The following is a 24,953-nucleotide window of genomic DNA, read 5'->3' on the forward strand; positions in this document are numbered from 1 at the left end:
CCCGACGGGAATTGTTGTTCTCGTATGACCGTCATTGCGCCCGTGCGGGCCCGTCGCCCCGGCCCGATCGGTCGACCAGGTGGCCGACCGATCGGGCTTCGGCTCACCTGCCTCGGCCGGCTCGGGGATTGCGCTGGTCGTGGTGTCGGGAGCCGCGGTCACGTGGTGTGCGGGGGCGGAGCGGTAGGACGTCTCACGGCATCGGATCCCGTACGACGCCTGCGACGACCGCGGCCACGACCTTGCGGACGGCCTCCGTCTCCGGCGGACCGCCCTTGCGATCGGCGAACAGCAGGTGCCCGGCTCCGATCAGGGTGGGAGAGAGAGTGTCCACGTCGGCATCGGCCGCAATGCGCCCGAGCCGGCGCTCGGCGGTCAGGTACGCGGCGATCGCGGCCGTGGCTTCGGTGAGGACCGGTACGCCCGCCGGTCTGCTCCGGCGCAGCCGGGCGCGCAGGTCGTCGCGGAAGGTGATCAGTGCGACGACCGCCACGGCGACCGGCGAGCCGAACAGGTCCGTCAGCGCGCCGGTGAGGTTGCCGGTGACGGTGCCGGTCCCGGCGGACGTGCACAGCGCGGTGCCCTGGGCCTCGACGCGGGCGATGCGGTCCAGGACGAGCTCGGCGAGGAAGGCGTCGAAGTCGGCGAAGTGCCGGTGCAGGACGCCCTTCGCGCAGCCCGCCTCCGCGGTGACCGCCCGGCTGGTCAGCGCGTTCGGCCCCTCCCGCAGCAGGATGCGCTCGGCGGCGGCGAACAACTGCTCCCGCGCGTCACGCAGGGCCACCCCTGTCGGCATGTTCCGTGTCCCTCCCGGCAGTCGGTCTCCACCCCGTTGACGAGTGGGCATGCGCCCACCATAGTGGGCGCATGCCCACTATATGGCCTCCAGGGAACGAGCCCCATCAACAGCGGGATATGGCCGAGTCGTTCGGCACGGACGCCGAACGCTACGACCGCGCCCGGCCCCGCTACCCCGAAGCCCTGATCCAACGGATCGTCACCGCCGGCCCCGGGCCCGACGTCCTCGACGTCGGCTGCGGAACGGGCATCGTCACCCGGCAGCTCCAGGCGGCCGGCTGCAGGGTGCTCGGCGTCGATCCCGACGCGCGCATGGCCGGGCTGGCACGGCAGTTCGGGGGAGAGGTCGAGGTGGCGACGTTCGAGGAATGGGACCCGGCCGGCCGGGACTTCGACGTGGTCGTCGCAGGTCAGTCCTGGCACTGGGTCGACCCGGCCGCGGGAGCGGCCAAGGCCGCCCGGGTCCTGCGCCCCGGCGGCCTGCTGGCCATCTTCTGGAACGTGTTCCGCTATCCGCCCGAGGCCGCGGAGGCCGTCATCGAGGTCTGCGAACGGGAGCTCCCCGACGCGCCGTTCGACTTCCGGGCGGCGATCCAGGGTTCCGCGGACGTGTACCGGACGGTCCTCGGCAAGGTGGCCGACGCAATCCGGGAGCCGGGTGCATTCGACGAACCGGAACCGTGGGAATGCGACTGGGAATTCTTCTACACCCGGGACGCCTGGCTGGACCTGATGCCCACCACGGGCGCCTTCACCCGGCTCCCGCCGGACCGCATGGCGAGAGTACTGGAACACGTCGGATCCGCCATCGACGGAATGGGCGGCGGCTTCACCATGCGCTACACGACGGTGGCGGTCACCGCGGTACGGGCGGGCGCTGCGTGACCGGGTGCAGTGCGCGGCGATAGCGGACTTCGGCCACGGATACGCCGTCGTAGTCGTCGGATTGCACGGCACCGTCCGAGGCGTAGCCGGCTCGTTCGTAGAAACGACGTGCCGAGACGTTGTCCTGGAGAACCCACAACACCATCGTGCTCAGGCCCTGGTTGCCGGCGTGGGAGTGTACGGCGCCGAGCAGCGTACGGCCGATCCCGGCTCCCGTGAGGGAAGGGTGAACGTACAGCGCGAAGAGCTCGCCCGTGGCCGGTCCTCGGCCCTCGACGTCGTGACCGGGCCCCAGGCAGGCCCACCCCACGACGTCGTCGCGGCCGTCGGTCGCCACGAGGTGGGTCATCCGCCCCAGGGAACACGCGAATTGGCGTCGTCGCACTTCGGTGTCCGCCTCGACGGTCATGCCGTCCAGATAGGACTGCGGAATCATGCCGGCGTAGGCGGCCTTCCAGCCGGATACCCGTACGGCCGAGACCGCTGGAACATCGGTTTCCGTCATCGTGCGTACGGACCACATTTCATCGCCACCTACCCCTCGAGACAGAAGACGAACAGCGTGCAGCCCGTCGTCGTCTGCGGGCCCATTTCCGGCACGTGGGCCTTCGCCCCGTAGTCCCCGGTCCACAGGGGGCGTGCGCGGATGCCGGGGAAGACCTCGTGGACCGGGGTGTCCTGTACCGCGGACCACACGTGGCCGGGCATGTTCTGTGCTGTCGTCATGGGGCCAGTCCGGCGGGTGATCGCCGGCTCGCACACCCATCACCGTACAGCGTACGGGAATGGCTCGTGCTTGGATGGAGGCAGAAGAAGGGAGGGGGTCACCGTGGCCCGTGCAGGCTCACCCGGGCGCAAGGCCGGTGTGGACCCGGAGCTGCTCTGGGCGCAGCCCGAACGGCCGCGCCGGGGAAGGCCGCCGGCCCACAGCCGAGCGGCGGTCGCCGCGGAGGCGGTCGCCATCGCCGACGCGGAGGGGCTCGCCGCGGTCACCATGCGCGCGGTCGCGGCCCGGCTCGGGGCCGGGACGATGTCCCTCTACAGCTACGTCCCCAACAAGGAGACGCTGCTGGAGCTCATGATCGACCAGGTGAGCGGCGAGCACCGGCTGCCGGACGGGCCCTCGGGCGACTGGCGTGCCGACCTCCGGCAGGTCGCCCGGGAGCAACGCGCCATGATGCGGCGCCACCCCTGGCTGCCGGCCGCACTGACCGCCCGGCAGACCCTCGGCCCGAACACCCTCGCCGTCGTGGAGCACGCGCTCGCGGCGCTCGCCCCGACCGGTGCGGACGCCAGGGCCCGGCTGGAGATGTTCAGCCTGATCACCGGATTCGTCGTCAGCTACGTGTCGTACGAACTCGGCCAGGAGCAGGCGGGCGAAACCACGGGCCGCACGTCCGGCGAGCTGCGCGACGCGCGGGCCCGCTATCTCCGGGCCCTGACGGCCGGCGGGAGCCATCCCCACTTCGCCCAGGCGCTCGCCGCGCCCGGCGACCCGTCCCCGCAGGCGGTCTTCGACCGGCTCCTCGACCGCATGATCAACGGGCTGACGGCAGAAGCCTGATGGCCTGCCTCGGGTCTCAGACCGGTTCCGCAGGCGAGACGTTCGTGCCCGCGACGGCGGGGTGCAGGGATGCGGCCAGTTCGACCGCGTCACCGACTGCCCACAGGTGGACGAAGAAGAGCCGCGGGTTGTCCGCGAGCATGTGGTTGTGGAGCGAGACGATGTCGATCCGCCCCTTCCGAAGTGCCCTGAGGGTGTTGGGGACTTCCTTGGCGGTCATGACCAGGTCGCCGCTGAGCAGGGCCCTGTTGCCGCCGGCGGGCTGGAAGACGAGGGCCGTGGTCGAGCCGGTCATCTTGGGGAGCGCGCGGTCGTGCTCGACGATGGTCTCGTTGCGGGCGAAGGTGACCTTGTAGACCCCGCCCTGCCGGCGGCCCTTGGCGCCGAGGGCGCGGTCGATTCCCGCGGTGTCCAGTTCCACGGCGGCGTCGTCGGCGCCGTCCGCTTCCCTGGGGGTCCTGGTGGCGTCCATCGCCGCCCGCAGGCCCTTCGCCAGGCCGGCGGTGTCGGAGCTGATGGCGTGGATGTGGACCCACCAGACGGCGGGCTCCTGGGTGAACAGGTGCTTGTGGAGCGAGGTCTGCGTGATCCGGTGGGTGCTGAGCACGTCGTTCACGTGCTGCAGCTCGTTCTCCATGACGGCCAGTTCGCCCATCATCAGCGTCCGTCCGTCCTCGTAGCGGACGAAGGAGACGAAGGAGCCGATGGCCTTGACGGTGTGGCCCTGGGAGACGACGTGCGCGTCGCGGCGCGAGAACCCCACCCCGTAGATGTCGCGGCCGACCATCTTGCCCGGGTGGCCCAGCGCGGTGCCGACGCTCTTCCAGTCCGCGGCCGCGGTCGACACCGCCCGCATCGGCCCCCGCGACCTCGGGCGGCCACGGCGCACACCGCGCGGAGCGGGGGACTGCGCGTGCGCGGAGGCAGGCGTCGCGCCGGCGAGCAGGGAGGAAAAGGCCGTGGCCAGAACCAGGCGGCGCGGGGCCCGGGACGGCTCTTCCGTGGTGTGCGGTCTGCTGCTGGTCATCCGCCAGTCACCTCCGGCATGAATATAGGACCGAAGGTGCGCATTTCCGCCGAGGCGGAGTAGCCCATCGGGGTACGGGTGCCGGGGCAGTGCCCCGGCACCCGTACCCGCGCCGGGATCAGGCCAGCGGAACCGGGTAGGTCGGGTACTCCACCCCGGAGATGTGCTGGACGACGCGGACGACCTGGCAGGAGTAGCCGAACTCGTTGTCGTACCAGAGGTAGAGGATCGCGTTGTCGCCCTCGACCTTGGTGGCGCCGGCGTCGACGATCGAGGCGTGGCGCGAGCCGATGAAGTCGTTCGACACCGCGTCGGGAGCGGTGATGAAGTCGATCTGGCGCTTGAGCGGTGAGGTCAGCGACACGTTGCGGAGGTAGTCGAGGACCTCCTCGCGAGTGGTCTCGCGGGCCAGCTGCAGGTTGAGGATGGCGATCGAGACGTCCGGCACCGGGACGCGGATCGAGCTGCCGGTGATCTTCGCCTGGAGGTCCGGCAGCGCCTTGGCGACGGCGGAGGCGGCGCCGGTCTCGGTGATGACCATGTTGAGCGGCGCCGAGCGGCCACGGCGGTCGGACTTGTGGTAATTGTCCAGCAGGTTCTGGTCGTTGGTGAACGAGTGGACGGTCTCCACGTGACCGCGCAGGACGCCGTACTCGTCGGCCATCGCCTTCAGCGGCGGGACGATCGCGTTGGTGGTGCAGGACGCGCAGGACAGGATCTGCTCGTCCGGCTTGATCATGTCGTGGTTGACGCCGTGGACGATGTTGGGCACGTCGCCCTTGCCCGGCGCGGTGAGGACCACCTTGTCGATGCCCGGGCGCAGGTGGTTCGACAGGCCCTCGCGGTCGCGCCACTTGCCGGTGTTGTCGATCAGGATGGCGTTGCCGATCCCGTACGCCGTGTAGTCGACCGACGACGGGTCGTCGGCGTAGATCACCTTGATCTCGTTGCCGTTGGCGACGATCGTGCTGTTCGCCTCGTCGACGGTGATCGTGCCCTGGAACTGGCCGTGGATGGAGTCGCGCCGCAGCAGCGAGGCGCGCTTCACGATGTCCTGATCGCCGCCCCCGCGGACGACGATGGCGCGCAGCCGCAGCCCGTTGCCGGAGCCGGACTTCTCGATGAGCAGCCGGGCGACGAGGCGGCCGATGCGGCCGAACCCGTAGAGGACGACGTCGCGCCCCTCGCCGCGCTCGATCTTGTTGCCGCCCGTGGCGCCGGCGACGGCCCCGGCGGTGAACTCCTCCACCGACAGGCCGCGGTCGTCGGCCCGGTACGTCGCGGCGAGCATGCCGATGTCGATCTGCGAAGGACCGAGGTCGAGCGTGGTGAGAGCCTGCAGGAACGGCAGCGTCTCGGTGACCGAGAGTTCCTCGCCGGCGATCTGCCGGGCGAATCGGTGGGTCTTGAGGATGCTGACCACCGACTTGTTCACCAGGGAGCGGCTGTGGAGGAGGACGGTGACGTCCCGCTCCCGGTGCAGCTTCCCGATGATCGGGATCATCGATTCCGCGATCTCCTCGCGGATCTTCCAGTTCGTGAACGAGTCGTCGTTGACAGTCACAGGCTTCTCTTTCGAGCTAGGTAGCGCTCACATGCTAACTCGCTCCTCTGTTCGTTCAAGGGGCGCACCCCAGGGGGGTGATGGTTGTGGGTGTTTGTCCGCATATAGGTGTTTAGCGGTGATTGTTATCGGATGCGGTGAGAAAGGCGCCCATCTCGCGGGCCACGGCCTCGGGCTCGTCCAGCATGGACAGCACGTAGGCGCCCGGCACTTCGGCGTAGCGCCCCGCGGGCAGCAACGCGGCCAGGCGGCGCCCGTGTTCGGGCGGCATCACGCGGTTGTCGGGCGACCACAGCACGAGCGCGTCCCCGGTGAACCCGCGCAGCGCTTCGGTGTTGCGGACGAGCTCGGGCTTGTCGAAGGGATCGTGGCAGTAGGCGAGCAGGTCGCGACTGATACGGGCGTCGTCGATGAGCGGCTGGGTCCAGCGGCGGACGAGATCGTCGGGCAGCGGGCGCCGTGCCATCAGGCCCATCGTGAAGGGCAGCCGGCGCAGCCGGGCGATGCGCAGTTGCCGGGCGGCGAACCGGAAGCCGCCGGGCATGCGCATGGCCACGCCCAGGAATTTGCCGGGCAGGCCGGGCGGGAAGTTGTCGAACGCCTCGCACGACAGGATGATCGTGCGGGCGATGCGCCGGTCCAGTCCGTGGGCGGTGAGGAACAGGGATCCTCCCCAGTCCGCGTGGACCAGGGTGACGTCGTCCAGGTCGAGGGCGTCGAGGAAGTCGGCGACCAGGCGGACCTGTCCGCGCAGGGTGAGATCGGCGCCGGCCTTCATCGGCCGGCGATGGGACCCGAACGGCAGGACGGGGCGCACATACGTGAATCCCTCCGGCAGGAGCGGCAGTACGCGGTCCCACACCGTGTGGTCCATCAGCAGCCCGTGCAGCAGCACGACCGCGGGTCCCGATCCGGTCATGTCGTACTCGATGACACCGGCGGTCAGTTCGACACTCTGCACGACAGCCTCCCCCTGGGAAAAGCACTGGGGAAGGATTTTAAGGCCGAAGCGCCCACAACGGCCCGCCCCGGCAGGACCATTCGGCCTGTGGCGCGTTTGGCTCACGGGACCGTTGACGGGACCCCACCCGTACTCCGAGGCTGTCCGCCGTCCCAACTCCGGACCCTGGCAACCCGCAACTCGGGAGGACGCAATGCGAGCACGCATCACGGCAACGGTCATGGCCCTCGCCACCGGCGCCGCACTCCTGGTCACCACGCAGGCCAGCGCCCAGCCCGACAAGCCGGAATCACCTGCGGGCTGGTGTCAGCGGCACGGCGGCACGCCCGGCGACTACCGCGCGTACTACGACAACCAGGCCCGGCTCACGGCACTCGGCACCGTTCGCGAGCTGTGCCACTTCCGGGCCGAGGACGGGAGCCGGATCGTCATCCCGGCCGACACCCTGAACGCCGACAAGCCGACGCTCGCCGGCCTGGCCTACATCCGCAAGCCCGCGCTGCCCCACGTCACCGGAGGCGCCAACCCGGCCGCCGTGTACTGCGCCCACCTGGGCGGCACCTCGCAGTTCGGCATCAGCAAGCTCGAAGTGGGCGGCTGGATCAGGGAGGGCGATGCTGTCAGCCGCGACAACCTGCACAACATGTGCATGTTCGCGGACGGTTCGGCCATCGACGAGTGGGGGCTCGCCTACCACACGATGGGGGTCGTCCGGGGTGCGGACCTGGAGCACAAGTTCCGGGCGCACATCCCGCCGGCCGCGGCCCGGGGGGCGTACAACCAGCTCTGACGACAGGGCAGTCACTCACACCGGCGACATGTGCAGTGTCCTGCCCGCGCACAGGGCAGGGAGAGGAGACGGTGGCATCCGATCCCATCCGACACGACAAGCTTGCTGAGGTGGAACGATGAAGACTGCCCGATTGACGGTGGCGGCCCTGGCCGCGGCGCTGGCCCTGACCGCGACGCCCCTGGCGTCCGCGATGTCAGGGGGCCCGAAGCACCTGGACCTCGCGAACAAGGACAACAGACAGTCCTTCACCGTGCACAAGGGAGAACAGATCACCGTCCGCCTCTCGGGGGAGCAGACCGACAGCTCGACGTGGGCCTGGAGCGAACCCACCGCCGCCAACGACACGCTGCTCCACCGGGACGAGGCCAGGACGCTGCCGAACGGCGATGCCACCGCGGTCTTCCACGCCCGCGCCGACGGGACGACCACGCTCGACTCCCAGTTCCGCTGCAGGCCCCGACAGTCCGGCCAGGCCTGTTCCCACGTGGTCGTCCCGTGGCAGGTCACACTGAAGGTGCGCAAGTAGGGGGTAAACCCGAGGACGGGACCGGGGGACGGCCGGATGGCCGCCCCGGCCCGCGCCTTCGTACGGTCGGCCCATGCCGATCACGCACCACCGAGCCGTCCGCCGGGCGGCAATCGCCTGCACCGCCGCACTCCTTGCCGTCCTCGCCGCCGCCCCCGCACAAGCCGGAGCGGCCGCCGGCGGACGGACCGACGTGCTGCAACGGGACGCCGACGCGTTGCACGAGGCCGGCGTCACCGGGGTGTCCGCCCGGCTCGAAACGCCCCGCGGAGTCCGCACCGCCCGCAGCGGGACCGGCGACCTCCGCACAGGACGGCCCGTACCGCAGAACGAGTACCTGAGGATCGGCAGCACCACCAAGACCTTCGTCGCGACCGTGATGCTCCAACTTGCGGGCGAGGGAAGGCTGTCGCTCGACGACACCGTGGAGCAGTGGCTGCCGGGAACGGTCCGGGGACAGGGCAACGACGGCCACCGCATCACCCTGCGCCAGCTCCTCCAGCACACCAGCGGACTGCCCGACTACACCGCTGATGTCGTCCCCGACCTCAGCCCCGCCGGCTACCGCAAGGACCGCTCGACCACCTACACCTCCGAGCAGCGCGTCGCCTTCGCCATGAGGCACCGGCCCCTCTTCGCGCCCGGCACGGAGTGGAAGTACTCCAACACCAACTACGTCCTCGCAGGCATGGTGATCAAGGCCGTCACCGGCCGCTCCTGGGAGGACGAGGTACGCAGCCGGATCCTGCAGCCGCTGCGCCTCGCCCGCACCGTCCTCCCGGGCAACGATCCGCGGCTGCCGCAGCCGCACGCCCGCAACTACCAGCAGTTCACGCCGGACGGCCCGACGACCGACACCACGATCGCGTACCTGCCCTTCGACGGGGACGCCGACGGGGCCGTGATCAGCACGGCGGCGGACGTCAACACCTTCTTCACCGCGCTCCTGCGCGGCCGACTGCTCGCTCCCGCCCAACTCGCCGACATGTAACGGACCGTTGCCGTACCCGACGGCCCCGACAGCCCTCCGGGCAGCCGCTACGGTCTCGGGCTCGAATGGACGCCCCTGTCCTGCGGCGGAGGCTACTGGGGGCACAGCGGCAGCGGGTTCGGCTACCTCGTGTGGCCCGCGGCGACCGCGGACGGTCGGTCGGCGGTCACCGTCGCCGCGCACAGCCGCCCCGGGAACGAGGACACCGCCGTACGCCAACTCCGGGCCATGACGGGCATGGTCGACCACGCCCTGTGCACCGGCTGACCGCGGCAGGTGCACACAGAAGCCTCCGGTCCTGCTCGGGATCGCCCGAGCAGGACCGGAGGCAGGTGCGTCGACCACGGCTGCCTACGGCATCACCAGGTGTCGATGCCCATCACCTTGGCGGCGCTGTGGATCGCGTTGTAGTGCGCGATCGACATGTCGGACTTCTTGTCCTTGGCCGGGAGCTTCTTGTCGGCCGCACGGAACTCGTCGCGCGCGGCGGCCAGCAGGCTCGTGCCGTAGCCGACCGGGACATCGTCCTTGCCGTGGATGACGTGCGACTTGGCCGCCGTCTGGCTGCCGGCGTTGGCCAGGATGCTGCGCGCCTGGTTGTACGCGGCCGGCTTGATCGTCTTCGGGTTGGCGGCCACCGCGCGCGCACCGGCCACCGCGTGGGACGCGCCGGACGTGACGGCGGCGGAGGCGGGCACGACGGCCGTGGCGACCGCTCCGGCCGCCAGCACTGCGACGAGCCCGGTCCGGATGCTGGAATTCATGTGGTGCCCCTCATGCTCGACTGCGTTGCGTTGCCGCGAACGGAAACGTGCCCGTAAGCGATCACCATCATGATGGGCGAGGGGCAACTTCGCCGGCCATGAAGTCCGTTGAAGACGAGCTTTTCCCCTAGTCCTTCACGACTCGGGGAGCAGCCGGTCCAGATGGTGATCGATCGCAGCGAGTGCCTCCCGGGGCTCGACGACACCCAGTTCGAGCAGCGTGGTGAAGCCGGTGAGCGCGAGGAGGAGATGGGCCTCGGTCGCCGGGTCGCGGTCCGGGGCGATGTGCCCGTCGGCGATCGCCTGACGGATCAACTGCTCGACGGCGGCCCGTCCTTGGGTCATTCCGTCGCGCGCCCGTGCGTGGAAGGCCTCGTTGTGCAGCGCCTCCAGCACGAAGGCGGCGCTCATCCGGCTGGTCGCGCGGGCGTCGGCATGCAGGGGGAGCAGCTCCGTGAGCATCAGCCGGAGCACGTCGCGGGGATGCGGCCGGTCGCCGAGCTCCTGGAGGCCCCGGCCGACGCGCAGCGAGGTCTGTTCGGACGCGAAGTCCATGGCGAAGGAGAGCATCGCCTCCCGGGAGGCGAAGTAGTGCTGCAACTGGCCGTGGGACATGCCCGCCTCGCGTGCGACCTCACGCACCGTCAGGTGCATGACGCCGCGCTGCTCCACCACCCGCCACAGTGCGCGGGCGATCATTTCGCGGCGTTCGCGGTGGTCCACCTGTTTCGGCATCGTCGGGCTCTCCATGGCTCACGTTTCCATACGGTTGACATAATACATCTGGCCGATAACCCTGGAGGTCCCTGCGGAGGAAGGAAGCCGACATGCCTGGACAGCCAAAGGTACGGACCACGGAAGGCGTGGTGCAGGGGCGCCGACGGCAGGGGCACGCGGTGTTCCGCGGCATCCCCTACGCCCAGCCCCCGGTCGGAGCGCTCCGCTTCGCCGCGCCCGCGCCGCCGCACCGCTGGGAGGGGACGAGGCAGGCGGTCGAGTTCGGCCCCGTGGCGCCGCTGTCCCTGCCGATCGACGTGCCCCCGCAGGGCACCGACTGGCTGACGCTCAACGTCGGCACTCCGGATCCCGGCGCGGCGGGACTGCCGGTGCTGGTGTGGATCCCCGTGGGCGGCTACCTCTCGGCGGCGTCGAGCGACCCGATGTTCGACCCGGCAGCGCTGGCCGAGGCGGGAGTCGTCGTGGTGACCATCAACTGCCGTGTGGGCGCGGAGGGATTCGCGTTCCTCGACGACGTGCCGCCCAACCGCGGATTCCTCGACCAGATCGCGGCGCTGGAGTGGGTGCAGCGCAACATCGCCGCCTTCGGAGGCGACCCCGGCCGGGTCACCGTGGGCGGGGTGTCCGCCGGGGCGGGCTCGGTCGCCGCCCTGCTGACGATGAAGTCCGCGCGGGGCCTGTTCCGGCGGGCCATCGCCCATTCGGTGCCGGGGCTGCACAGCACCCCCGCGCTGGCACGGCAGGTCACCGCCGCGTTCGCGGGCCGGCTCGGCGCGGCGGCCCCCACCGCCGAGGCCCTGCGCGACATCGACCCATGGCACCTGGCCGCCGAGCTCACCTCCTTCAACGCCGGCCTCCACGCGCACCGGGAGAGCTGGGGGCGCCTCACGGACACCGGCACCGCGCTGTGCCCCGTCGTCGACGGCGAGGTCCTCCCGGAATCGCCCTGGCCCGCGCTGACCGGCGCGCGCGCGAGCGGGACCGAACTGCTCGTCGGCCACACCCGGGACGAATTCCGGTACTTCAGCGTCATGAGCGGACGGTACGGCACCTTCACCGAGGAGGACGCCCACGCAGCCCTGGAACTGCACGCCCCTCAACCGGACGGCGCGCGGGCCTACCGTGCCGCGTTCCCGCAGGCAGGCCCGGAGGAACTGGTGGAGACGGTGTACTCCGACGCCCTCTTCCGCATGCCGTCACAGAAGCTGGCCGAGGCGAACGCCGCAGCCGGCGGCACCTCGTACCTGTTCGAACTGTGCTGGGTGGCCCCGGCCCTCGGCGGCATCCTGGGCGCCTGCCACAGCCTCGACGTGCCCCTGGCGTTCGGCACGCTGGACAGCCCCGTCGGCACCCAACTCATCGGCGAGGAGCCTGCTCCCGAGGCCGTCGCGCTCTCCCGCGAACTCCAGGAGGCATGGGTCCGCTTCGCCACCACCGGCGACCCCGGCTGGGCCGCCTACGGGCCCGACCGGCAGCTCACCCGCATCCTGGACGCCGAGTCGAGGACCGTGCCCTACCCCGAACAGGCCTCCCGCCGGATCTGGGAGGGGCGTGCGCCGGTGCCCTTCGAAGTCGTGTAGCAGGGACGCGTACCAAGCGGGCTTGGCGAAGTGCGGTGCATGGTCGTGCCCCGAAGGGGCGCGGGGAACTGCGCGAACAGTTACGACGAGCCCGCAGCCGACGCACTGCACTTCCCGCGGAGCGCTTGGCATCCTCGGTCGCCGGGGGAGGGTTCGGGTCCGGCGGCGCCGTCGGCAGGCCGGAGCGACCGGCCTGCCGACGGCCTGGATCAGTGGTTCGTGCCGGAGGCCCAGACGGCCTGACTGCCGTCGTAGATCACGACGTTGCCGTCGTCCTGGACGGCGAGCCGGGAGCCCGGGTGCCCGGCGGTGTTGGACGCCCAGACCGGGTGGCCGGAGCGGGTGTAGACGACGAAGTTGCCGTCGGTCTGGAAGGCGGCCACCCAGCCGCTGCCGACGGTGTTGGACGCCCAGCGGGCGTGGCCGAACTCGTCGTAGATGACCAGGTTGCCGTCGGTCTGCATGACGAGCTGGGCGGTGTCGGACGTCCAGGACTGCCCCCGCTCCAGCGTGGCGGGTGCGGACAGTACCTGGGCCTGGGATCTCGCCGCGGTGACCGTGCCTCTTGCCCCGGCTGGAGCGTGCGCGGGCGCGGCGGCGGCCTGGCCGGCCAGTGCCAGAGTGGCGAGCGCGGCGGTGGCAACGAGCGTGCTGATCCTCTTCCTCACGGAAGGGTTTCCTTTCGCCGGACCGATCGTCCACCGGTCCCCGGCGGGGACGGCGGACCGAGTCTGGCATCGCACAACTGAACGGGTCTTTGGAATCCGTCGCGGTGACGCGATTCCGTCACTCTGTGGCCAAGTCGTCACCGGGGCACGGTGTGGACGGGCACCGTGACCATGCGTAGGCCTCGGGCGCGAAGGCGTGCAGGCGCCGGACGAGCCGGCGGGTGGACCAGGGCCAGCAGAAGGTGTTCACGCCGGGGAGCCCGAAGTAGTAACCGGAGCCGCCGGTGGTGTTGTAGACGGTGGTGTGCAACGCCCGGTGCAGGGCCCGCTGGTGTGCGGTCTCGACCTCCGGTCTGACGTCCAGCGCGGTGTGTCCGTCGGCGCGGAGGTGGGTGAGTGCGGCGGTGACGTAACGGAGTTGGGCTTCGAGGACGGTGGGGACGGCGGTGGTGCCGGTGAGCAGGTTCGGGCCGATGAGGAGGAAGAGGTTGGGGTATCCGCTCACGCTGGTGCCCAGGTAGGCGCGGCGGCTGTCGGCCCAGGCGTCGGCCAGGGGAGTGCCGTGGGCACCGTGCAGGCGCCGGGCGAGGGCGAGTTCGCCGATGTGGTAGCCGGTGGCGAGGACGATGACGTCGGCCGGGGTGCGGCTGCCGTCGGCGCCGACGACGTGCGGGCCCTCCACCGCGATCGCCCGGGTGGGATGCAGGCGGACGTTGGGCCGGGTGAGGGCGGGGTAGTAGGTGTCGGAGGCGATCAGGCGGCGCCCGCCGAGCCGGTAGCCGGGGGTGAGGGCCCGGCGCAGGGCGGGGTCCGGCACCGAGGTGCGCAGGTGGAGGCGTGCCGCGGCTTCCAGGGGCCGGAGCAGGTGTGGGTGACGCATAGGGACGCCGATGGCTTCCTGGGTCCACTGGTGCAGGCCGCGGAGCGCCTGCCGGGCCGCCGGGTGGCGTCCGAGGAACCGGTGCAGGCCCGGGGGGAGCGGGTAGTCCGGTCGAGGGAGCACCCACTGCGGTGTGCCCTGGAAGACGTCGATGCGGGACGCCAACGGCTGTATCTCGGGCAGGAATTGGACGGTGGATGCCCCGGTGCCCACCACGGCGACGCGGCGTCCGGTCAGGTCGACGTCGTGCGCCCAGCGGGCCGAGTGGAAGACGGGACCGGGGAAGCCGTCGAGTCCGGGGAGGTCGGGGTGGCGGGGGCGGTGCCAGGGGCCGGTGGCGACGACGACGGCCCGGGGCGTGTACGTACCCGCGGTGGTCCGCAGGTTCCAGCGGTGGGTGCCCGCGTCCCAGCGGGCGGCCAGCACCTCGGTGTCGTAGCGGATCGCCCTGCCCACGCCGTGCGTTGCCGCGGTGGCGTCGAGGTAACGGAGGATCTCGGACCGGTCGGCGTAGCACCGGGGCCAGGGGTGGGGTGCGAAGGAGTACTCGTACAGGACGGCGGGGACGTCGCAGCCGCAGCCGGGGTAGGTGTTGTCACGCCATGTCCCGCCGAGACGGCCGGACTTCTCCAGCACCACGACATCGCCGAACCCGGCCCGGCGCAGCGCGATCACGGCGGCCAGGCCGGACAGGCCTGCTCCGATGACGGCGACGTCGGCCGCGTGGCGCTTGCTGTCGGTGGTCTCCCCGGACACCGGCGCTCCCATCCCTCAGGGTGATGGAGCGTAGCGGCAGGGTGACCGTGGTGAGGCGATATGACCGGAAGATTCTTCGTGCGAGTGGTTTTCCGGACAGGGGATAGCCGACTCTGTCTTTGTGATCGGCTCCTCTTCGTGATGATCCGGGCCTCCGGCGCACGCGGGCCGGAACGGCCGTCGGGTAGCGTGCCGGACAGGGAATGATCTTCCGATGAGGGGTTTGGGGTGCCGCCCGCATGATCCGGACGCTCTTCTGCATAGCTGTGACACAGGAGTTCTTCAGCGCCGGCGAGGAGGAACGCGCCGCTGTGATGGAGGCCATCCCCGTCGCGTTCGACGACCTCGCCGGGCGCTTCGGTGTCACCGTACTGGGCACCTTGGACGACGACCGGACCGTGGTCGGCGCATCCGGCGGCTGGCCCTGGACGTCGTACATCCTGGCGGACGTGCCCGACATGGCCGCGGTCGAAGGCGTCTGCGGCATCTTGCGCGAGACCCGCGTCGGCGACGGGCGCCTGTGGCGGTACCTGCGGATCGAGGCCAGAGTCGGCCGGGAGCTGTTCTTCGGCAGCCGGTGACGTCCCCTGAGCGTCCGTCAGCGGACGAACTTCCAGGTGATTCCGTTGATCACGCCCCGGTCGAGCGGTGCCAGCTTCTGGAACGCCGTTTGGCTGAGGTCGATGTGCGTCGGGTCGCACGAGGGACACTTGTCCCTGACCGGCACCCTGATGGTCTTGCCGTTGTAGGCGACTTCCACCGACACGCCCTTGCAGAGGGGGTCGTTGTTCGGATTGGGGGAGGTCCACCACGAGGCCGGAATCGCGACCAGGTCCTGCGCGGTCGCGTCGATCGGCGTTCCGCAGGCGCCGTAACCCTTGTCGGTGTAGTAGGTCATCTTGCCGTTCATGGGCCGGCCGATCGGGACGTCGGCCGCTGCCGTTCCCGCGCCGATGGCTATACCGGTGACGGTGGCCACCAGGGCGGTGACGGCATATCTCACGCGTCTCAATTCACGCACGATGTCTCCTGGTTCAGGGGGAAAGCAGGGGTTCCTGCTCGAACATGAGTGCCATGTCTCCCAATCGCCCCGCAACCCCCTGAGGCGACAGTTGTCCTGAACTCGTTGATGCATGAACAGAGTTAGGCCGGAGATGACGCATGTCGTTGACAGCGATCACTCGGGACTATTCACTGCGCGGTGGTATGAGGCACTCAACCCCCCTTGGAGCAGCCGTGAGAAGAATGCGCACCGCCACCCTGCTGTCCGCCGTACTGGCCCTGGCCGGAACGCTGTTCGTCGGGCCCTCCGCCACGGCGAGCGCCGCCGGGCCCTGCGACAGTGCGGCCAACTGGGCCGCGGGCACCTGGTATCCCGCAGGAACGGTCGTCCGGTACAACGACGGCCGGTACTACGTGGCCGAGCACGACAATCCCGGCTACGACCCGGTCATCAGCACGTGGTACTGGGACCCCTACACCTGCCAGGGCGGCGGCACCCCGCAGCCGGGCGGTTTCCCGGTGAGCGAGGACCAGTTCCGGCAGATGTTCCCGAACCGGAACTCCTTTTACAGCTACAGCGGCCTGACCGCCGCACTGGGCGCCTACCCGGGCTTCGCCAACACCGGCAGCGCGGAGACCAGGAAGCAGGAGGCCGCCGCCTTCCTCGCCAATGTCGGCCATGAGACCGGCGGACTCGTCTACATAGTCGAGCAGAACACCGCCAACTACTCCCACTACTGCGACCGGAACCAGCCCTACGGCTGCCCGGCCGGCCAGGACGCGTACTACGGTCGCGGGCCGCTCCAGATCAGCTGGAACTTCAACTACAAGGCGGCGGGCGACGCCCTCGGCATCGACCTGCTCAACAAGCCGTCTCTTGTGCAGACCGACTCCGCCGTCGCCTGGAAGACCGCATTGTGGTACTGGAACACCCAGCGGGGACCCGGCAGCATGACGCCGCACGAGGCCGTGGTGAACGGCCGCGGGTTCGGCGAGACGATCCGCAGCATCAACGGTGCCGTGGAGTGCAACGGCGGCAATCCCGCCCAGGTGCAGAGCCGGGTGGCGAATTATCAGCGCTTCACCCAGATCCTCGGTGTGGCGCCGGGCGGCAATCTCTACTGCTGAATGGTGGCTCGGTCGACGGCCTTCCACGGGCCGACTGCGAGTCTTCCCGTGGCGCCGAGGTCGAGTTCCGGTGTCACGATCACCGGCGGGGATGCGGGCCCGGCCTTGACCCTGACGTACGGGACGTTCACGGCTGTGCCCGCGCCGGCGGTGTTGCGCCACACCAGACCGGCGGACGCCGACTCACCCGGAGCCAGGTCCACCGGCTCGGGCGGATTCTCGAAGCCGGTCCCCGAGGCGACGTCCTTGACGTCGTGCAGGATGTCGATGCCGGAGACCGGCTTCCTGCCCTCGTCGAGGAGTTCGACGAGCGGGGAGCCGTCGAGGTGGTAGGTATCGGTTCCGCAGTTCGTCAGGCGAACCCCCACGACGCGGAGTCCCATGGCGGCGTTGCCGTCGTCGGCCGAGATGCGGATACCCGAAGGCGGGCAGGAGCCCGTGACGGCCGGTGCCTCGGCCGAAGGCACGCGTCTGACTTTGGTGATCTGCACGTGCTTCCCGTCGTGCGCACTGCCGGGCGTGAGGCTCACGGGCACGGTCCCCTGCACGGTACGGCCGGGAGGCACCGACGGCACCGTTTGCTGCATGCTCTCCAGCGCTGCTCCGGAGGCGGACGTCACCGTGAACGTGACGGTGTACGTGAACGGTTCGGACTCGTGGTTGGTGACCGTGAAGGCGGCGTCGTGTGAGCGACCGACCGGGCCGGTGACCCTCACGCCGTCCTGCTCGGAGCCGGCGGGATCGGCAGGAACGTCCGTCGACGGGGCGGAGTTCCGTGACCCGCACGCCGTCAGGAGGACGGCACTTGCGGCCACGGCGATGACGGGACGGGCTCGGGCGGCGGTACGCATCCGAACATTTCACCATGCACGGTTCACGGCAAGGGCATGAGCCGGTAGAAGACGGTGGCGACCAGGTCGCGGGCATAACCCGCGTCGAGCGGCCCCGGGCGGAAGAGGACCCGGTACATCATCGGGGCCACGACGTGGTCCATCACGGTCTCGGTCCCCGGTACGTGCTCGCCGCGCTCCGCGGCCCGCGCGAGGATCGCCTCGACCTGCTCGTGCGCGTACCCGGAGCACTGCCCGGCGTTGGGCCCGTCCGGGTCGCCCGCGAGGGCGTCCCGGACGTAGGACCGGCCCGCCGGGGAGGACATCTCCTCCAGGAAGGCAGCTGCCCAGTGCTCCAGGTCCGCGCGCAGGCTCCCGTGGTCCGCCGGGGAGCCCTCGGGCCGCAGCCGCTCGACGGCGACGTCCGAGAGCAGTGCCTGCAGATCGCCCCAGCGCCGGTAGACGGTCGACGGGGTCACCCCCGCCCGGGCCGCGATCGACGGGACGGTGAGAGCGGCCTGTTCGGCCTGCAGCTCGCGCACGGCGCGGTGCACCGCCTCCTGGACCCGGGCGCTGCGGCCCCCGGGGCGGACTGCTGGTCTGGGGGTCATGCCCTCCACCCTAACGCAAAGCTGTTGCGCGATCTGCTGCGTCCTCGAAGGCGCGTCCGACGCGCAGCACGGTCGCCTCGCCGAGCGGCCGCCCGATGAGCTGCATGCCGATGGGCAGCCCGGCGGCGTCCGTGCCGACCGGCAGGGACAGCGCCGGTGCGCCGGTGATGTTCGCCGGGGCCGACAGCCGTACGTAGGCGTCGGACACGGTCTCCACGCTCCCGTCCGGCCAGGTGATCGACGGCTGGTCGCTCCGGGCCGCGACCGCCGGCACCGTGGGTGCCGCGATCACGTCCACGTCGCGGAACAGCTGCGCCCACGCCTCCTGCATGAGGGCGCGCGAGCGCTGGGCCCGCAAGTAGTCGCCCGCCAGGACGAGTTCGCCGGCCTCCAGCAGCACGCGCACGTCCGGTGCGTACAGCTCGGGGGACGAGCGGAGGGTCTCCTCGTGCGCGGCGCTGGCCTCGGGCACCATCAGCCCCCACTGCGTGGCCTGGAGGCGGTCGGCCATGGGGACGGTGATCTCCACCGGCTCGGCCCCGAGGTCCTGCAGGCGTGCGACGGCCGTTCGTACGGCCGCTTCCACCTCGGGCGTGACGCGGTCGAAGTAGTGGTTCCGCGGAATACCCACGCGCACGCCCGTCAGGTCCCGGTCGTGCGGTTCCGGCGGGGGCGCGTCATGACCGGTCAGTGCGGCGAGGACGAGTCCGGCGTCCCGCACCGTGCGGGTGAGGGGGCCGACGTGGTCCAGGGACCAGGACAGCGGGACCACCCCGTCGACGGGGACGAGCCCGTACGTCGGCTTGAGGCCCACGACCCCGTTGAGCGCCGCCGGGACGCGGATGGATCCGCCGGTGTCCGTGCCCAGGGTGAAGGTGGCCGTCCCGGCGGCGACCGCCACCGCCGAGCCGCCGCTGGACCCGCCCGCCACCCGGTCGGCGGCCCGGGCGTTGCGGGTCTGCGGGGTCGTCAGCCCGTAGGCGAACTCGTGCGTGTGGGTCTTGCCGAGCAGGACCGCGCCCGCCCGGGCGAGGCGTGCGGCGACGGTGCTGTCCCGCTCCGCCACGTGGCCCTCCCTGACCCGGGAGCTGGCCGTGGTCGGCATCCCGGCCACGTCGATCAGGTCCTTGAGTGCCATCGGGATGCCGTGCAGCGGGCCGCGGAGCCGGCCCGCCGCGATCTCCCGCTCCGCCTGCGCGGCGGCATGGCGGGCGGCGTCCGCCGCGACGCCGACGTAGGCGTTCAGGTGCGGCTCGACGGCCTCGATCCGGGCGAGGACGGAACCGGTGAGCTCCACCGGGGAGAGCTCGCGCCCGGCGATCGCCTCCGCCGCGTCGGCGAGGGACAGTTCATACGGTTCCATCGGTGTACCTGCTCTCCGGGTGGAAGGCGGCGGCGGGCGCGGTCTGACCGAAGTCGAGTCCGCGCAGGGCGCCGATGACGTTCTGGATGTGGTTCGCCGTGGCGGCGACGTCGGCGTCGCGCCCGGCTGCGAGTGCCAGGCCGGCCCGGCGGGCCCAGCGGGCCGCCTCGTCCGGATCGAGATCTGCTGTGGTCATGGGGTGTCCGGCCCTCCGGCTAAAAGCTTCATCATTGCGTTAGTGGAGCGTACGGGATACGATCTTCAAACGCAAACAATTTGCTTTTGGCTTTGACGGAAGGACCTTCGATGGACCGGCCCGCTTCGCACCAGCAGTCCACCGGCCACACCTGGACCGTGGGCGACCTCGTCGTGCACCGCGTCGACGAGATCGCCCTCCCGCCGCAGACCGGCGCCTGGCTGCTGCCTGCCGCCACTCCGGAGGCCGTGGACCGGCGGCCCTGGCTCCGGCCCGATTTCGCGGCCCCCGACGGCACGCTCCAACTGGCCAGCCACACCTTCGCCTTCGAGACCGGCGGCCTGCGCGTCCTCGTCGACACCGGCATCGGCAACGGCAAGACGCGCGCCAACCCGGCCTGGGACGGCCTCGACACCGACTACCTCCGGCGGCTCACCGACGCCGGCTTCCCGCCCGAGAGCGTCGACCTCGTCATCCTGACCCACCTGCACACCGACCACGTCGGCTGGAACACCGTCGCCACGGGCGACGGCGAGTGGACCCCCACCTTCCCCAACGCCCACTACCTCACCTCCCGTACCGAATGGGACCACTGGGCCGCCCAGGCCGGGGAGATGGAGGAGGCCCGCCGGCAGATGTTCCGCGACTCCGTCCACCCGGTCCGCGACGCCGGGCTCCTCGACCTGGCCGACGTGAGTGACGGGCCCGTCGACGTCGCGCCCGGCATCCGGCTGCTCCCCGCACCCGGGCACACCCCGGGCCAGGTCGCCGTGGAGCTCCGCAGCGCGGGGGAGTCGGCTGTGATCACCGGCGACTGCATCCACCACCCCGTGCAGCTGGCCGACCCGGAGGTCACCAGCTGCGTGGACATCGACCCCGGCCTCGCCGTCCGCACCCGCCGCGACCTCCTCGCCGCACTCGCCGGGACCGGCACCCTCCTGCTGGGCACCCACTTCCCGCCCCCCACCGGCGGGCTCGTCGTCGCCGACGGCGGCGGCTACCGGCTGGTCCCCGTGGCCTGACGGCGTCAGCCACCCTGTTCCTCGCTCAGTTCCAGCGCGGGGTGCGGCGCGCGCTGCTGGGCGGGGACGGGCCCGCCGGCTCCCCCGGTCAGGTGCCGTACCAGCGGGTTCACCAGAACCGTGGCCGTCAGTGCGGTCAACAGCAGTGCGGTGAAGAGCCGGTCGTCGACGAAGCCCGCGTCGCGGCCGAGGGTGAGCATGATGATCTCGCTCAGGCCCTTGGTGTTGACCAGGACGCCCAGGGTCGCCGCGTCCCGCCAAGGGTGGCGCAGGGCACGGGCGGTGAGGGCGGCTCCGGCGAACTTGCCGCCCCAGGCCACCACCAGGAACGTGGCAAGAGCGAGCACGCCGTGCAGACCGAGCCGGGTGATGTCGACGGTCAGGCCGGTGAGGGCGAAGAAGACGGGGATGAGCAGGGCGCCGGTGTGGTGCAGCGGGTTCTCGACGGCATGGCGCAGGCCGGGATCCAGGTCGCGGGGCATGACCAGGCCGAAGGCGAAGGCGCCGATGGCGGCGTGGATGCCCGCCCAGGCGGTGCACCACGAGGAGAGGAAGACGCCGCTGCTGACGACCATGATCAGCATCAGGGGCCGTGCGCCGTGCGGCCGTTGGCGGGCCAGGAAGGCGCGGAGCGCGGGGCGCACGGCGAGCAGCATGACCAGTGCGTAGGTGGTCAGCCGGGTCAGGGTCAGGGCGAGGCGGTCGGTGCCCAGCCCCTGTGCGACGGTCATCAGGGCGATCAGGGCGCACCAGGCGAGGACTTCGGTGATCGCTCCGCTCGCGGTGGCGATGGCCCCGACCGGTGTGGCCTGGAGACTGTTCTCGCCGATGATCCGGATCAGTACGGACAGCGCGCTCATCGACAGCACGATCCCCAGGAACAGGGCGAAGAGCAGCGGGGATCCGGACGATCCGGTGAGCTCCGGCCGCACGGAGAGGAGGGTGAAGGCCAGCGCCGTCGCGAGGGCGAACGGCACGGCCAGGGACGCGCCGGTGATGGCGAGGACGGAGCGGCCCCGTCCGCGCAGGGCCCGGAAGTCGAGTTCCCAGCCGGCGGCGAACATGAACAGGGCGATGCCCACGTTCGCGATCACCGACAGGTGCGAGCGGATCTCCTCCGGGAAGAGCGTGTCGGGCAGATCGCCCGGCAGGAGGCCGAGTGCGCTCGGCCCCAGCAGGATCCCGGCTGCGATCTCGGCGACGACGGCCGGTTGCCGCAGCCGGGCCCGTACGGGGGTCAGCGCCACTCCGACGAGCAGGACGAGGGCGATGTCGGCCAGGACGGCCGCGTCCAGCGAGGAACCCTTCACGGCCCTGTGCCTTCCTGGGAGTCGGGGGAGGGGAAGCCCGAACCAGGAAGACTGTAGGGGGCATTTACTGCGCGATGTTGGGTGTGTCCGGTGTTCCACCTGATTGAGCGATAAAGGGGGATCTCTTCACTTCTGCTGGAGTCCGCGCAGCGCGGCGTGCGGGGTGAGCCATCCGACGAGGCGGTCGCAGCCGGGATCCAGCACGGGCACGGGGGCGCCCCGCGAAGACACCAGCGTGGCCACGGCGGCGTGGAGCGGCATGTCCGGGCCGACGTGTGCGGTGAGCGCGGCGACCTGGCCGGTGGTGGGCGGGGGTTCGAGGTCGTTGACCGGCTCCTCGGCCAGGGCCCGGGCGATCCGGCCGGCGTCGACCGTGCCCAGGAAGCGGCCGGAGGAGCCGACGACGGGCAGTACACCGCACCCGGTCATGCCCAACCGCCGTGCCGCCTCGGAGAGTTCGGTGGCCGCGGGAAGCGGGTCGGGCGGCTCCTCCATGACGGTGGCGACGCTCCTGCCGTCGAAGCGCGGCCGTGGTGCGGAGCTGGTGATGTCGATGCCGCGGCGGCGCAGCCCGAGGGTGTAGACGGTGTCGCGGCAGAGCAGCCGGCTGGTGAGCGTCGCGGCGACGACCGCCGTCATCAGCGGCAGGACGACGGTGTATTCGGCTGTCAGCTCGAAGAGGACGACGGCCGCGGTGATGGGGGCGCGGGAGGCCCCGGCGAAGACCGCGCCCATGCCGACCAGCGCGTAGGCGCCGACGGTTCCCGCGGTGCCGGGGAGGAGGCGGTGGACGGCCGCGCCGTAGCCCGCGCCCAGCATGGCGCCGATGAACAGGCTGGGCGCGAAGACGCCGCCCGATCCGCCGATGCCGATGGTGAGGCTCGCGGCGAGCACCTTGCCGACGAACAACAGCAGCAGGAACGCCGGGAGATACCCGCCGTGAAGGGCCTTCTCCAGCACGGGGCCGCCCACGCCGTACAGCTCCGGCAGCGCCAGCAGCAGCGCCCCCAGCAGCAGTCCGCCGACGGCAGGGCGCAGCCATCGCGGCCCGCGCCAGAGGCGGTCGCAGGCACCCTCCACCAGGCACAGCGTGCGGGTGAACCCCGCCCCCACCGCTCCGGCCGCCACGCCGAGGAGGGCGAAGAGCGGGAACTGCACGAGGTGGCCGACGTGGAAGGGCGGGAGGGCGAGGAAGGCGGTGGTGCCGAAGGCCGCCCGGCCGATCACGTCGGCGGTGACGCTCGCGAGCGTCACGGCGGCGAACGCCTCGACGGTGAAGTCCCGCAGGACCAGCTCCATCGCGAAGAACACCCCGGTCAGGGGCGTGTTGAAGGTGGCGGCGACCCCGCCGGCCGCGCCGCAGGCCGTGAGCAGCCGCATCCGGTGCCCGTCCGCCCGGGTCACCCGCCCGGCGGCGGAGCCGAGGGCGGAGGCGAGCTGGACGACGGGCCCTTCCCGGCCGAGGGAGCCGCCGGAGCCGATGCACAGCGCGGAGGCGAGGGCCCCGGCCACGCCGGCGCGGGGGTCGATCCGGCCGCCGCGCCGCGCGACGGCAAGCATGACCTCGGCGACGCCGTGGCCACGGGCCTCCCCGGCGGAGCGGGCCGTCAGCGGGCCGTGCAGCAGGCCGCCGGCGACGGGGGCCAGGAGCACGAAGTACGGTCCCAGCCACGGCACATGGCCGTTGGCGGCACCTCCTGCGGCGGCGTAGTCGGCGTGGCCGGAGAACACCTGGGTGAGGATTGTGATCAGCCGGCGGAGGGCGATGGCGCCGAGCCCTGCCCCCGCGCCGACGAGCAGGGCCAGGATGCCCAGGGTCCAGGGCGTCCCGCGCGATATGCCGTCGGGGTCGGTTGTCGGTGTGCCGTTCATGGGCAAGTCCCCTTTCCGCCGAGCATTTTGCGGTAGCCGGAGGAGGCGGGAGAGGGGTGGTGAAGAGGCTGAGCAGGGGGGCGCGGTCGGGCATGCGCGCCCCGTAGGGGGAAACGGGCGGCCCCCGGCCGCAGTCGGGCCGGGGGCCTGGGCGCCGGCCGGATCAGACCCGGTCGGCGGCGATGAGCAGGTACTGGAAGCTGCCGTCCTTGTACGCGCTCAGGAAGGCCTTCTCGATGCCCGTGGCCAGCGGCGACTGGGCGCGCAGCTCCCAGTAGGGGATGGTGGCCTCGGTGAGGTCCACCACGGCGGCCGGGACGAGGCGGTTGCGCGCCATCTCCTTGAAGTAGCTGCTGCGCGGGTGGATGTCGCAGATGTAGTGGGCGTTGATCTCGCTCACGGCCCGGGAGGGCAGCCCGTAGGTGTCGTTGTAGCAGCCGGTGATGGTCACGTACCGGCCGCCGTGCCGGAGCATGCGGGCGTACTCCGGGAACAGCTGCGAGAGGTCCACGTACATGGTGCTCTCGTTGTTCCAGATCGACCGGAAGCGCCCCGACTCGAAGCCGGTGTCCAGCATGTTCTTCAGGTGGAAGCGCACTTTGCCGGCCACGCCGCGCTTCTCCGCCTGCTCGTTGGCGAAGGCCACCTGGGTCTCGGAAATGGACACGCCGTCGACGTGGCAGCCGAACCGCTGGTTGGCGACGAGGCTGCCGCCCCCGCGGCCCGAGCCGGAGTCGAGCAGGTGGTCGTCGGGGGAGACGTTCCCCAGGTGGTTGAGCAGCAGGTCCGCCTGGGCGCACTCCAGGCGGTGGAGCTCGGCGGTGATCCGCTCGTCCCGCGTCTCCTGCGGCCCCTCCAGGACGGACCAGTCGGCGTCGCCGATCCCGTAGTGGTGGTGATAGATGCCGTCCACCTCGCCGAGGCGGAGATTGACGGGGTTCTTCTCGTGGTTCCAGTACTCGGCGACGGACCGCTGGTAGGCACTGGCGAGAACCGGGGCGAAGGTTTCCTGGACGGTCAACGTGTGTCCTCTTTCTGATCAGGATCAGGGATCGCTCAGGCCGGGCAGCAGCCTGGCGGACCAGAGGGTGGCGGCACAGCAGGAACGGCGCACGTTCATCCGT

28 protein-coding genes are annotated in these 24,953 nt (G+C 71.1%); 10 read left to right on the forward strand and 18 right to left on the reverse strand.

From position 1 onward, the window contains the following. Positions 1–193: 193 nt before the first annotated feature. Positions 194–796 (reverse strand): TetR/AcrR family transcriptional regulator, encoded by a 603-nt coding sequence (locus tag ACLHRZ_RS03300; RefSeq protein WP_490416679.1) that lies wholly within the window; start codon positions 794–796, stop codon positions 194–196. A 119-nt stretch (positions 797–915) separates the two neighbouring features. Between ACLHRZ_RS03300 and ACLHRZ_RS03305 the strand changes: the two genes are divergently transcribed. Beyond that, the gene (locus tag ACLHRZ_RS03305) at positions 916–1,683 is read left to right on the forward strand and encodes a class I SAM-dependent methyltransferase (RefSeq protein WP_490416680.1); all 768 of its coding nucleotides are present in this window, start codon (positions 916–918) and stop codon (positions 1,681–1,683) included. On the opposite strand, the gene ACLHRZ_RS03310 is transcribed toward ACLHRZ_RS03305, so the two are convergent. Both ACLHRZ_RS03310 and ACLHRZ_RS03315 read right to left on the reverse strand, forming a co-directional pair. Beyond that, entirely contained in the window at positions 1,655–2,188 is a 534-nt protein-coding gene (locus ACLHRZ_RS03310) for a GNAT family N-acetyltransferase (protein ID WP_490416681.1), read from the reverse strand. The two genes, ACLHRZ_RS03305 and ACLHRZ_RS03310, sit on opposite strands and share 29 nt — an antisense overlap. A 29-nt stretch (positions 2,189–2,217) precedes the next feature. Continuing rightward, positions 2,218–2,409, reverse strand: a complete 192-nt coding sequence (locus ACLHRZ_RS03315) for a hypothetical protein (RefSeq protein ID WP_490416682.1) — start codon at positions 2,407–2,409, stop codon at positions 2,218–2,220. 103 nt (positions 2,410–2,512) lie between these two features. Between ACLHRZ_RS03315 and ACLHRZ_RS03320 the strand changes: the two genes are divergently transcribed. Then, entirely contained in the window at positions 2,513–3,247 is a 735-nt protein-coding gene (locus ACLHRZ_RS03320) for a TetR/AcrR family transcriptional regulator C-terminal domain-containing protein (protein WP_490416683.1), read from the forward strand. Between the two features lie 16 nt (positions 3,248–3,263). Here ACLHRZ_RS03320 and ACLHRZ_RS03325 read toward each other — a convergent pair whose 3' ends face one another. The 3 genes from ACLHRZ_RS03325 to ACLHRZ_RS03335 form a co-directional block, all read right to left on the reverse strand. Next, on the reverse strand, positions 3,264–4,274 hold the full coding sequence (locus ACLHRZ_RS03325; RefSeq protein ID WP_490416684.1) for an LppY/LpqO family protein: 1,011 nt from the start codon (positions 4,272–4,274) through the stop codon (positions 3,264–3,266). A 118-nt stretch (positions 4,275–4,392) separates the two neighbouring features. Beyond that, the gene (locus ACLHRZ_RS03330) at positions 4,393–5,838 is read right to left on the reverse strand and encodes a glyceraldehyde-3-phosphate dehydrogenase (protein WP_490416685.1); all 1,446 of its coding nucleotides are present in this window, start codon (positions 5,836–5,838) and stop codon (positions 4,393–4,395) included. A gap of 112 nt (positions 5,839–5,950) precedes the next feature. Further along, a complete protein-coding gene (locus tag ACLHRZ_RS03335; protein WP_490416686.1) occupies positions 5,951–6,799 on the reverse strand; it encodes an alpha/beta fold hydrolase in 849 nt (282 codons plus the stop codon). A gap of 193 nt (positions 6,800–6,992) precedes the next feature. Between ACLHRZ_RS03335 and ACLHRZ_RS03340 the strand changes: the two genes are divergently transcribed. The 4 genes from ACLHRZ_RS03340 to ACLHRZ_RS03355 all read left to right on the forward strand — a co-directional run bounded on the left by ACLHRZ_RS03340 (position 6,993) and on the right by ACLHRZ_RS03355 (position 9,376). Further along, on the forward strand, positions 6,993–7,589 hold the full coding sequence (locus ACLHRZ_RS03340; protein WP_490416687.1) for a hypothetical protein: 597 nt from the start codon (positions 6,993–6,995) through the stop codon (positions 7,587–7,589). 118 nt (positions 7,590–7,707) lie between these two features. After that, positions 7,708–8,118 carry a hypothetical protein gene (locus tag ACLHRZ_RS03345; protein WP_490416688.1) on the forward strand — a complete coding sequence of 137 codons (411 nt, stop codon included), beginning with the start codon at positions 7,708–7,710 and terminating at the stop codon, positions 8,116–8,118. A gap of 73 nt (positions 8,119–8,191) precedes the next feature. Beyond that, positions 8,192–9,109: a serine hydrolase domain-containing protein gene (locus tag ACLHRZ_RS03350; protein ID WP_490416689.1), complete on the forward strand. Its 918-nt coding sequence runs from the start codon at positions 8,192–8,194 to the stop codon at positions 9,107–9,109. Positions 9,110–9,238: 129 nt separating this feature from the next. Continuing rightward, positions 9,239–9,376, forward strand: a complete 138-nt coding sequence (locus tag ACLHRZ_RS03355) for a hypothetical protein (RefSeq protein WP_490416690.1) — start codon at positions 9,239–9,241, stop codon at positions 9,374–9,376. Positions 9,377–9,468: 92 nt separating this feature from the next. Here ACLHRZ_RS03355 and ACLHRZ_RS03360 read toward each other — a convergent pair whose 3' ends face one another. Then, positions 9,469–9,873 carry a hypothetical protein gene (locus ACLHRZ_RS03360; protein ID WP_490416691.1) on the reverse strand — a complete coding sequence of 135 codons (405 nt, stop codon included), beginning with the start codon at positions 9,871–9,873 and terminating at the stop codon, positions 9,469–9,471. Positions 9,874–10,008: 135 nt separating this feature from the next. Continuing rightward, positions 10,009–10,608, reverse strand: coding sequence for a TetR/AcrR family transcriptional regulator (locus ACLHRZ_RS03365; protein ID WP_490416692.1), 600 nt, complete (start codon positions 10,606–10,608; stop codon positions 10,009–10,011). A 92-nt stretch (positions 10,609–10,700) separates the two neighbouring features. On the opposite strand from ACLHRZ_RS03365, the gene ACLHRZ_RS03370 reads away from it, so the two are divergent. Next, complete coding sequence (locus ACLHRZ_RS03370; protein WP_490416693.1) at positions 10,701–12,191, forward strand: carboxylesterase/lipase family protein; 1,491 nt, start codon at positions 10,701–10,703, stop codon at positions 12,189–12,191. A gap of 209 nt (positions 12,192–12,400) precedes the next feature. Here ACLHRZ_RS03370 and ACLHRZ_RS03375 read toward each other — a convergent pair whose 3' ends face one another. Both ACLHRZ_RS03375 and ACLHRZ_RS03380 read right to left on the reverse strand, forming a co-directional pair. Next, positions 12,401–12,859: a hypothetical protein gene (locus ACLHRZ_RS03375; RefSeq protein WP_490416694.1), complete on the reverse strand. Its 459-nt coding sequence runs from the start codon at positions 12,857–12,859 to the stop codon at positions 12,401–12,403. Between the two features lie 118 nt (positions 12,860–12,977). Further along, on the reverse strand, positions 12,978–14,495 hold the full coding sequence (locus tag ACLHRZ_RS03380) for a flavin-containing monooxygenase (RefSeq protein WP_490416695.1): 1,518 nt from the start codon (positions 14,493–14,495) through the stop codon (positions 12,978–12,980). A gap of 239 nt (positions 14,496–14,734) precedes the next feature. Here ACLHRZ_RS03380 and ACLHRZ_RS03385 point away from each other — a divergent pair, with 239 nt between their 5' ends. Further along, on the forward strand, positions 14,735–15,076 hold the full coding sequence (locus tag ACLHRZ_RS03385; RefSeq protein ID WP_490416696.1) for a hypothetical protein: 342 nt from the start codon (positions 14,735–14,737) through the stop codon (positions 15,074–15,076). Between the two features lie 17 nt (positions 15,077–15,093). Here ACLHRZ_RS03385 and ACLHRZ_RS03390 read toward each other — a convergent pair whose 3' ends face one another. Then, positions 15,094–15,516, reverse strand: coding sequence for a cysteine/serine endopeptidase inhibitor (locus tag ACLHRZ_RS03390; RefSeq protein WP_490416697.1), 423 nt, complete (start codon positions 15,514–15,516; stop codon positions 15,094–15,096). 224 nt (positions 15,517–15,740) lie between these two features. Here ACLHRZ_RS03390 and ACLHRZ_RS03395 point away from each other — a divergent pair, with 224 nt between their 5' ends. Next, positions 15,741–16,625, forward strand: a complete 885-nt coding sequence (locus tag ACLHRZ_RS03395; RefSeq protein WP_490416848.1) for a glycoside hydrolase family 19 protein — start codon at positions 15,741–15,743, stop codon at positions 16,623–16,625. Here the strand turns inward: ACLHRZ_RS03395 and ACLHRZ_RS03400 are convergent. From ACLHRZ_RS03400 to ACLHRZ_RS03415, 4 genes are read right to left on the reverse strand one after another with little or no spacing between them, the layout of a single operon-like run. Continuing rightward, positions 16,616–17,476 (reverse strand): DUF4232 domain-containing protein, encoded by an 861-nt coding sequence (locus tag ACLHRZ_RS03400; RefSeq protein WP_490416698.1) that lies wholly within the window; start codon positions 17,474–17,476, stop codon positions 16,616–16,618. The genes ACLHRZ_RS03395 and ACLHRZ_RS03400 overlap by 10 nt on opposite strands. A 23-nt stretch (positions 17,477–17,499) precedes the next feature. Then, positions 17,500–18,066: a TetR/AcrR family transcriptional regulator gene (locus ACLHRZ_RS03405; RefSeq protein WP_490416699.1), complete on the reverse strand. Its 567-nt coding sequence runs from the start codon at positions 18,064–18,066 to the stop codon at positions 17,500–17,502. Between the two features lie 10 nt (positions 18,067–18,076). Then, the gene (locus ACLHRZ_RS03410; RefSeq protein ID WP_490416700.1) at positions 18,077–19,429 is read right to left on the reverse strand and encodes an amidase; all 1,353 of its coding nucleotides are present in this window, start codon (positions 19,427–19,429) and stop codon (positions 18,077–18,079) included. After that, positions 19,416–19,625 (reverse strand): hypothetical protein, encoded by a 210-nt coding sequence (locus tag ACLHRZ_RS03415; RefSeq protein WP_490416701.1) that lies wholly within the window; start codon positions 19,623–19,625, stop codon positions 19,416–19,418. The genes ACLHRZ_RS03410 and ACLHRZ_RS03415 overlap by 14 nt, the downstream gene beginning before the upstream one ends. A 110-nt stretch (positions 19,626–19,735) precedes the next feature. Here ACLHRZ_RS03415 and ACLHRZ_RS03420 point away from each other — a divergent pair, with 110 nt between their 5' ends. Beyond that, positions 19,736–20,647, forward strand: a complete 912-nt coding sequence (locus ACLHRZ_RS03420; protein WP_490416702.1) for an MBL fold metallo-hydrolase — start codon at positions 19,736–19,738, stop codon at positions 20,645–20,647. A gap of 5 nt (positions 20,648–20,652) precedes the next feature. Here the strand turns inward: ACLHRZ_RS03420 and ACLHRZ_RS03425 are convergent, their stop codons facing one another. The 3 genes from ACLHRZ_RS03425 to ACLHRZ_RS03435 form a co-directional block, all read right to left on the reverse strand. Beyond that, a complete protein-coding gene (locus ACLHRZ_RS03425; protein WP_490416703.1) occupies positions 20,653–21,957 on the reverse strand; it encodes a cation:proton antiporter in 1,305 nt (434 codons plus the stop codon). Between the two features lie 126 nt (positions 21,958–22,083). After that, positions 22,084–23,829, reverse strand: coding sequence for a chloride channel protein (locus ACLHRZ_RS03430; protein WP_490416704.1), 1,746 nt, complete (start codon positions 23,827–23,829; stop codon positions 22,084–22,086). A gap of 163 nt (positions 23,830–23,992) precedes the next feature. Further along, positions 23,993–24,850: a geranyl diphosphate 2-C-methyltransferase gene (locus ACLHRZ_RS03435; protein WP_490416705.1), complete on the reverse strand. Its 858-nt coding sequence runs from the start codon at positions 24,848–24,850 to the stop codon at positions 23,993–23,995. Positions 24,851–24,953: the final 103 nt, after the last annotated feature.

It is taken from the genome of Streptomyces sp. AM25 (assembly GCF_058146165.1).

What these genes read in the sequence shown, in the direction of transcription:
- ACLHRZ_RS03310 (WP_490416681.1), bottom strand. Translation starts at nt 2,188, where the DNA reads ATGACGGAAACCGATGTTCCAGCGGTCTCGGCCGTACGGGTATCCGGC.
- ACLHRZ_RS03415 (WP_490416701.1), bottom strand. Translation starts at nt 19,625, where the DNA reads ATGACCACAGCAGATCTCGATCCGGACGAGGCGGCCCGCTGGGCCCGC.
- ACLHRZ_RS03360 (WP_490416691.1), bottom strand. Translation starts at nt 9,873, where the DNA reads ATGAATTCCAGCATCCGGACCGGGCTCGTCGCAGTGCTGGCGGCCGGA.
- ACLHRZ_RS03340 (WP_490416687.1), top strand. Translation starts at nt 6,993, where the DNA reads ATGCGAGCACGCATCACGGCAACGGTCATGGCCCTCGCCACCGGCGCC.
- ACLHRZ_RS03400 (WP_490416698.1), bottom strand. Translation starts at nt 17,476, where the DNA reads ATGCGTACCGCCGCCCGAGCCCGTCCCGTCATCGCCGTGGCCGCAAGT.
- ACLHRZ_RS03385 (WP_490416696.1), top strand. Translation starts at nt 14,735, where the DNA reads ATGATCCGGACGCTCTTCTGCATAGCTGTGACACAGGAGTTCTTCAGC.
- ACLHRZ_RS03395 (WP_490416848.1), top strand. Translation starts at nt 15,741, where the DNA reads ATGCGCACCGCCACCCTGCTGTCCGCCGTACTGGCCCTGGCCGGAACG.
- ACLHRZ_RS03430 (WP_490416704.1), bottom strand. Translation starts at nt 23,829, where the DNA reads ATGAACGGCACACCGACAACCGACCCCGACGGCATATCGCGCGGGACG.
- ACLHRZ_RS03420 (WP_490416702.1), top strand. Translation starts at nt 19,736, where the DNA reads ATGGACCGGCCCGCTTCGCACCAGCAGTCCACCGGCCACACCTGGACC.
- ACLHRZ_RS03405 (WP_490416699.1), bottom strand. Translation starts at nt 18,066, where the DNA reads ATGACCCCCAGACCAGCAGTCCGCCCCGGGGGCCGCAGCGCCCGGGTC.
- ACLHRZ_RS03350 (WP_490416689.1), top strand. Translation starts at nt 8,192, where the DNA reads ATGCCGATCACGCACCACCGAGCCGTCCGCCGGGCGGCAATCGCCTGC.
- ACLHRZ_RS03305 (WP_490416680.1), top strand. Translation starts at nt 916, where the DNA reads ATGGCCGAGTCGTTCGGCACGGACGCCGAACGCTACGACCGCGCCCGG.
- ACLHRZ_RS03345 (WP_490416688.1), top strand. Translation starts at nt 7,708, where the DNA reads ATGAAGACTGCCCGATTGACGGTGGCGGCCCTGGCCGCGGCGCTGGCC.
- ACLHRZ_RS03410 (WP_490416700.1), bottom strand. Translation starts at nt 19,429, where the DNA reads ATGGAACCGTATGAACTGTCCCTCGCCGACGCGGCGGAGGCGATCGCC.
- ACLHRZ_RS03300 (WP_490416679.1), bottom strand. Translation starts at nt 796, where the DNA reads ATGCCGACAGGGGTGGCCCTGCGTGACGCGCGGGAGCAGTTGTTCGCC.
- ACLHRZ_RS03370 (WP_490416693.1), top strand. Translation starts at nt 10,701, where the DNA reads ATGCCTGGACAGCCAAAGGTACGGACCACGGAAGGCGTGGTGCAGGGG.
- ACLHRZ_RS03315 (WP_490416682.1), bottom strand. Translation starts at nt 2,409, where the DNA reads ATGACGACAGCACAGAACATGCCCGGCCACGTGTGGTCCGCGGTACAG.
- ACLHRZ_RS03325 (WP_490416684.1), bottom strand. Translation starts at nt 4,274, where the DNA reads ATGACCAGCAGCAGACCGCACACCACGGAAGAGCCGTCCCGGGCCCCG.
- ACLHRZ_RS03365 (WP_490416692.1), bottom strand. Translation starts at nt 10,608, where the DNA reads ATGCCGAAACAGGTGGACCACCGCGAACGCCGCGAAATGATCGCCCGC.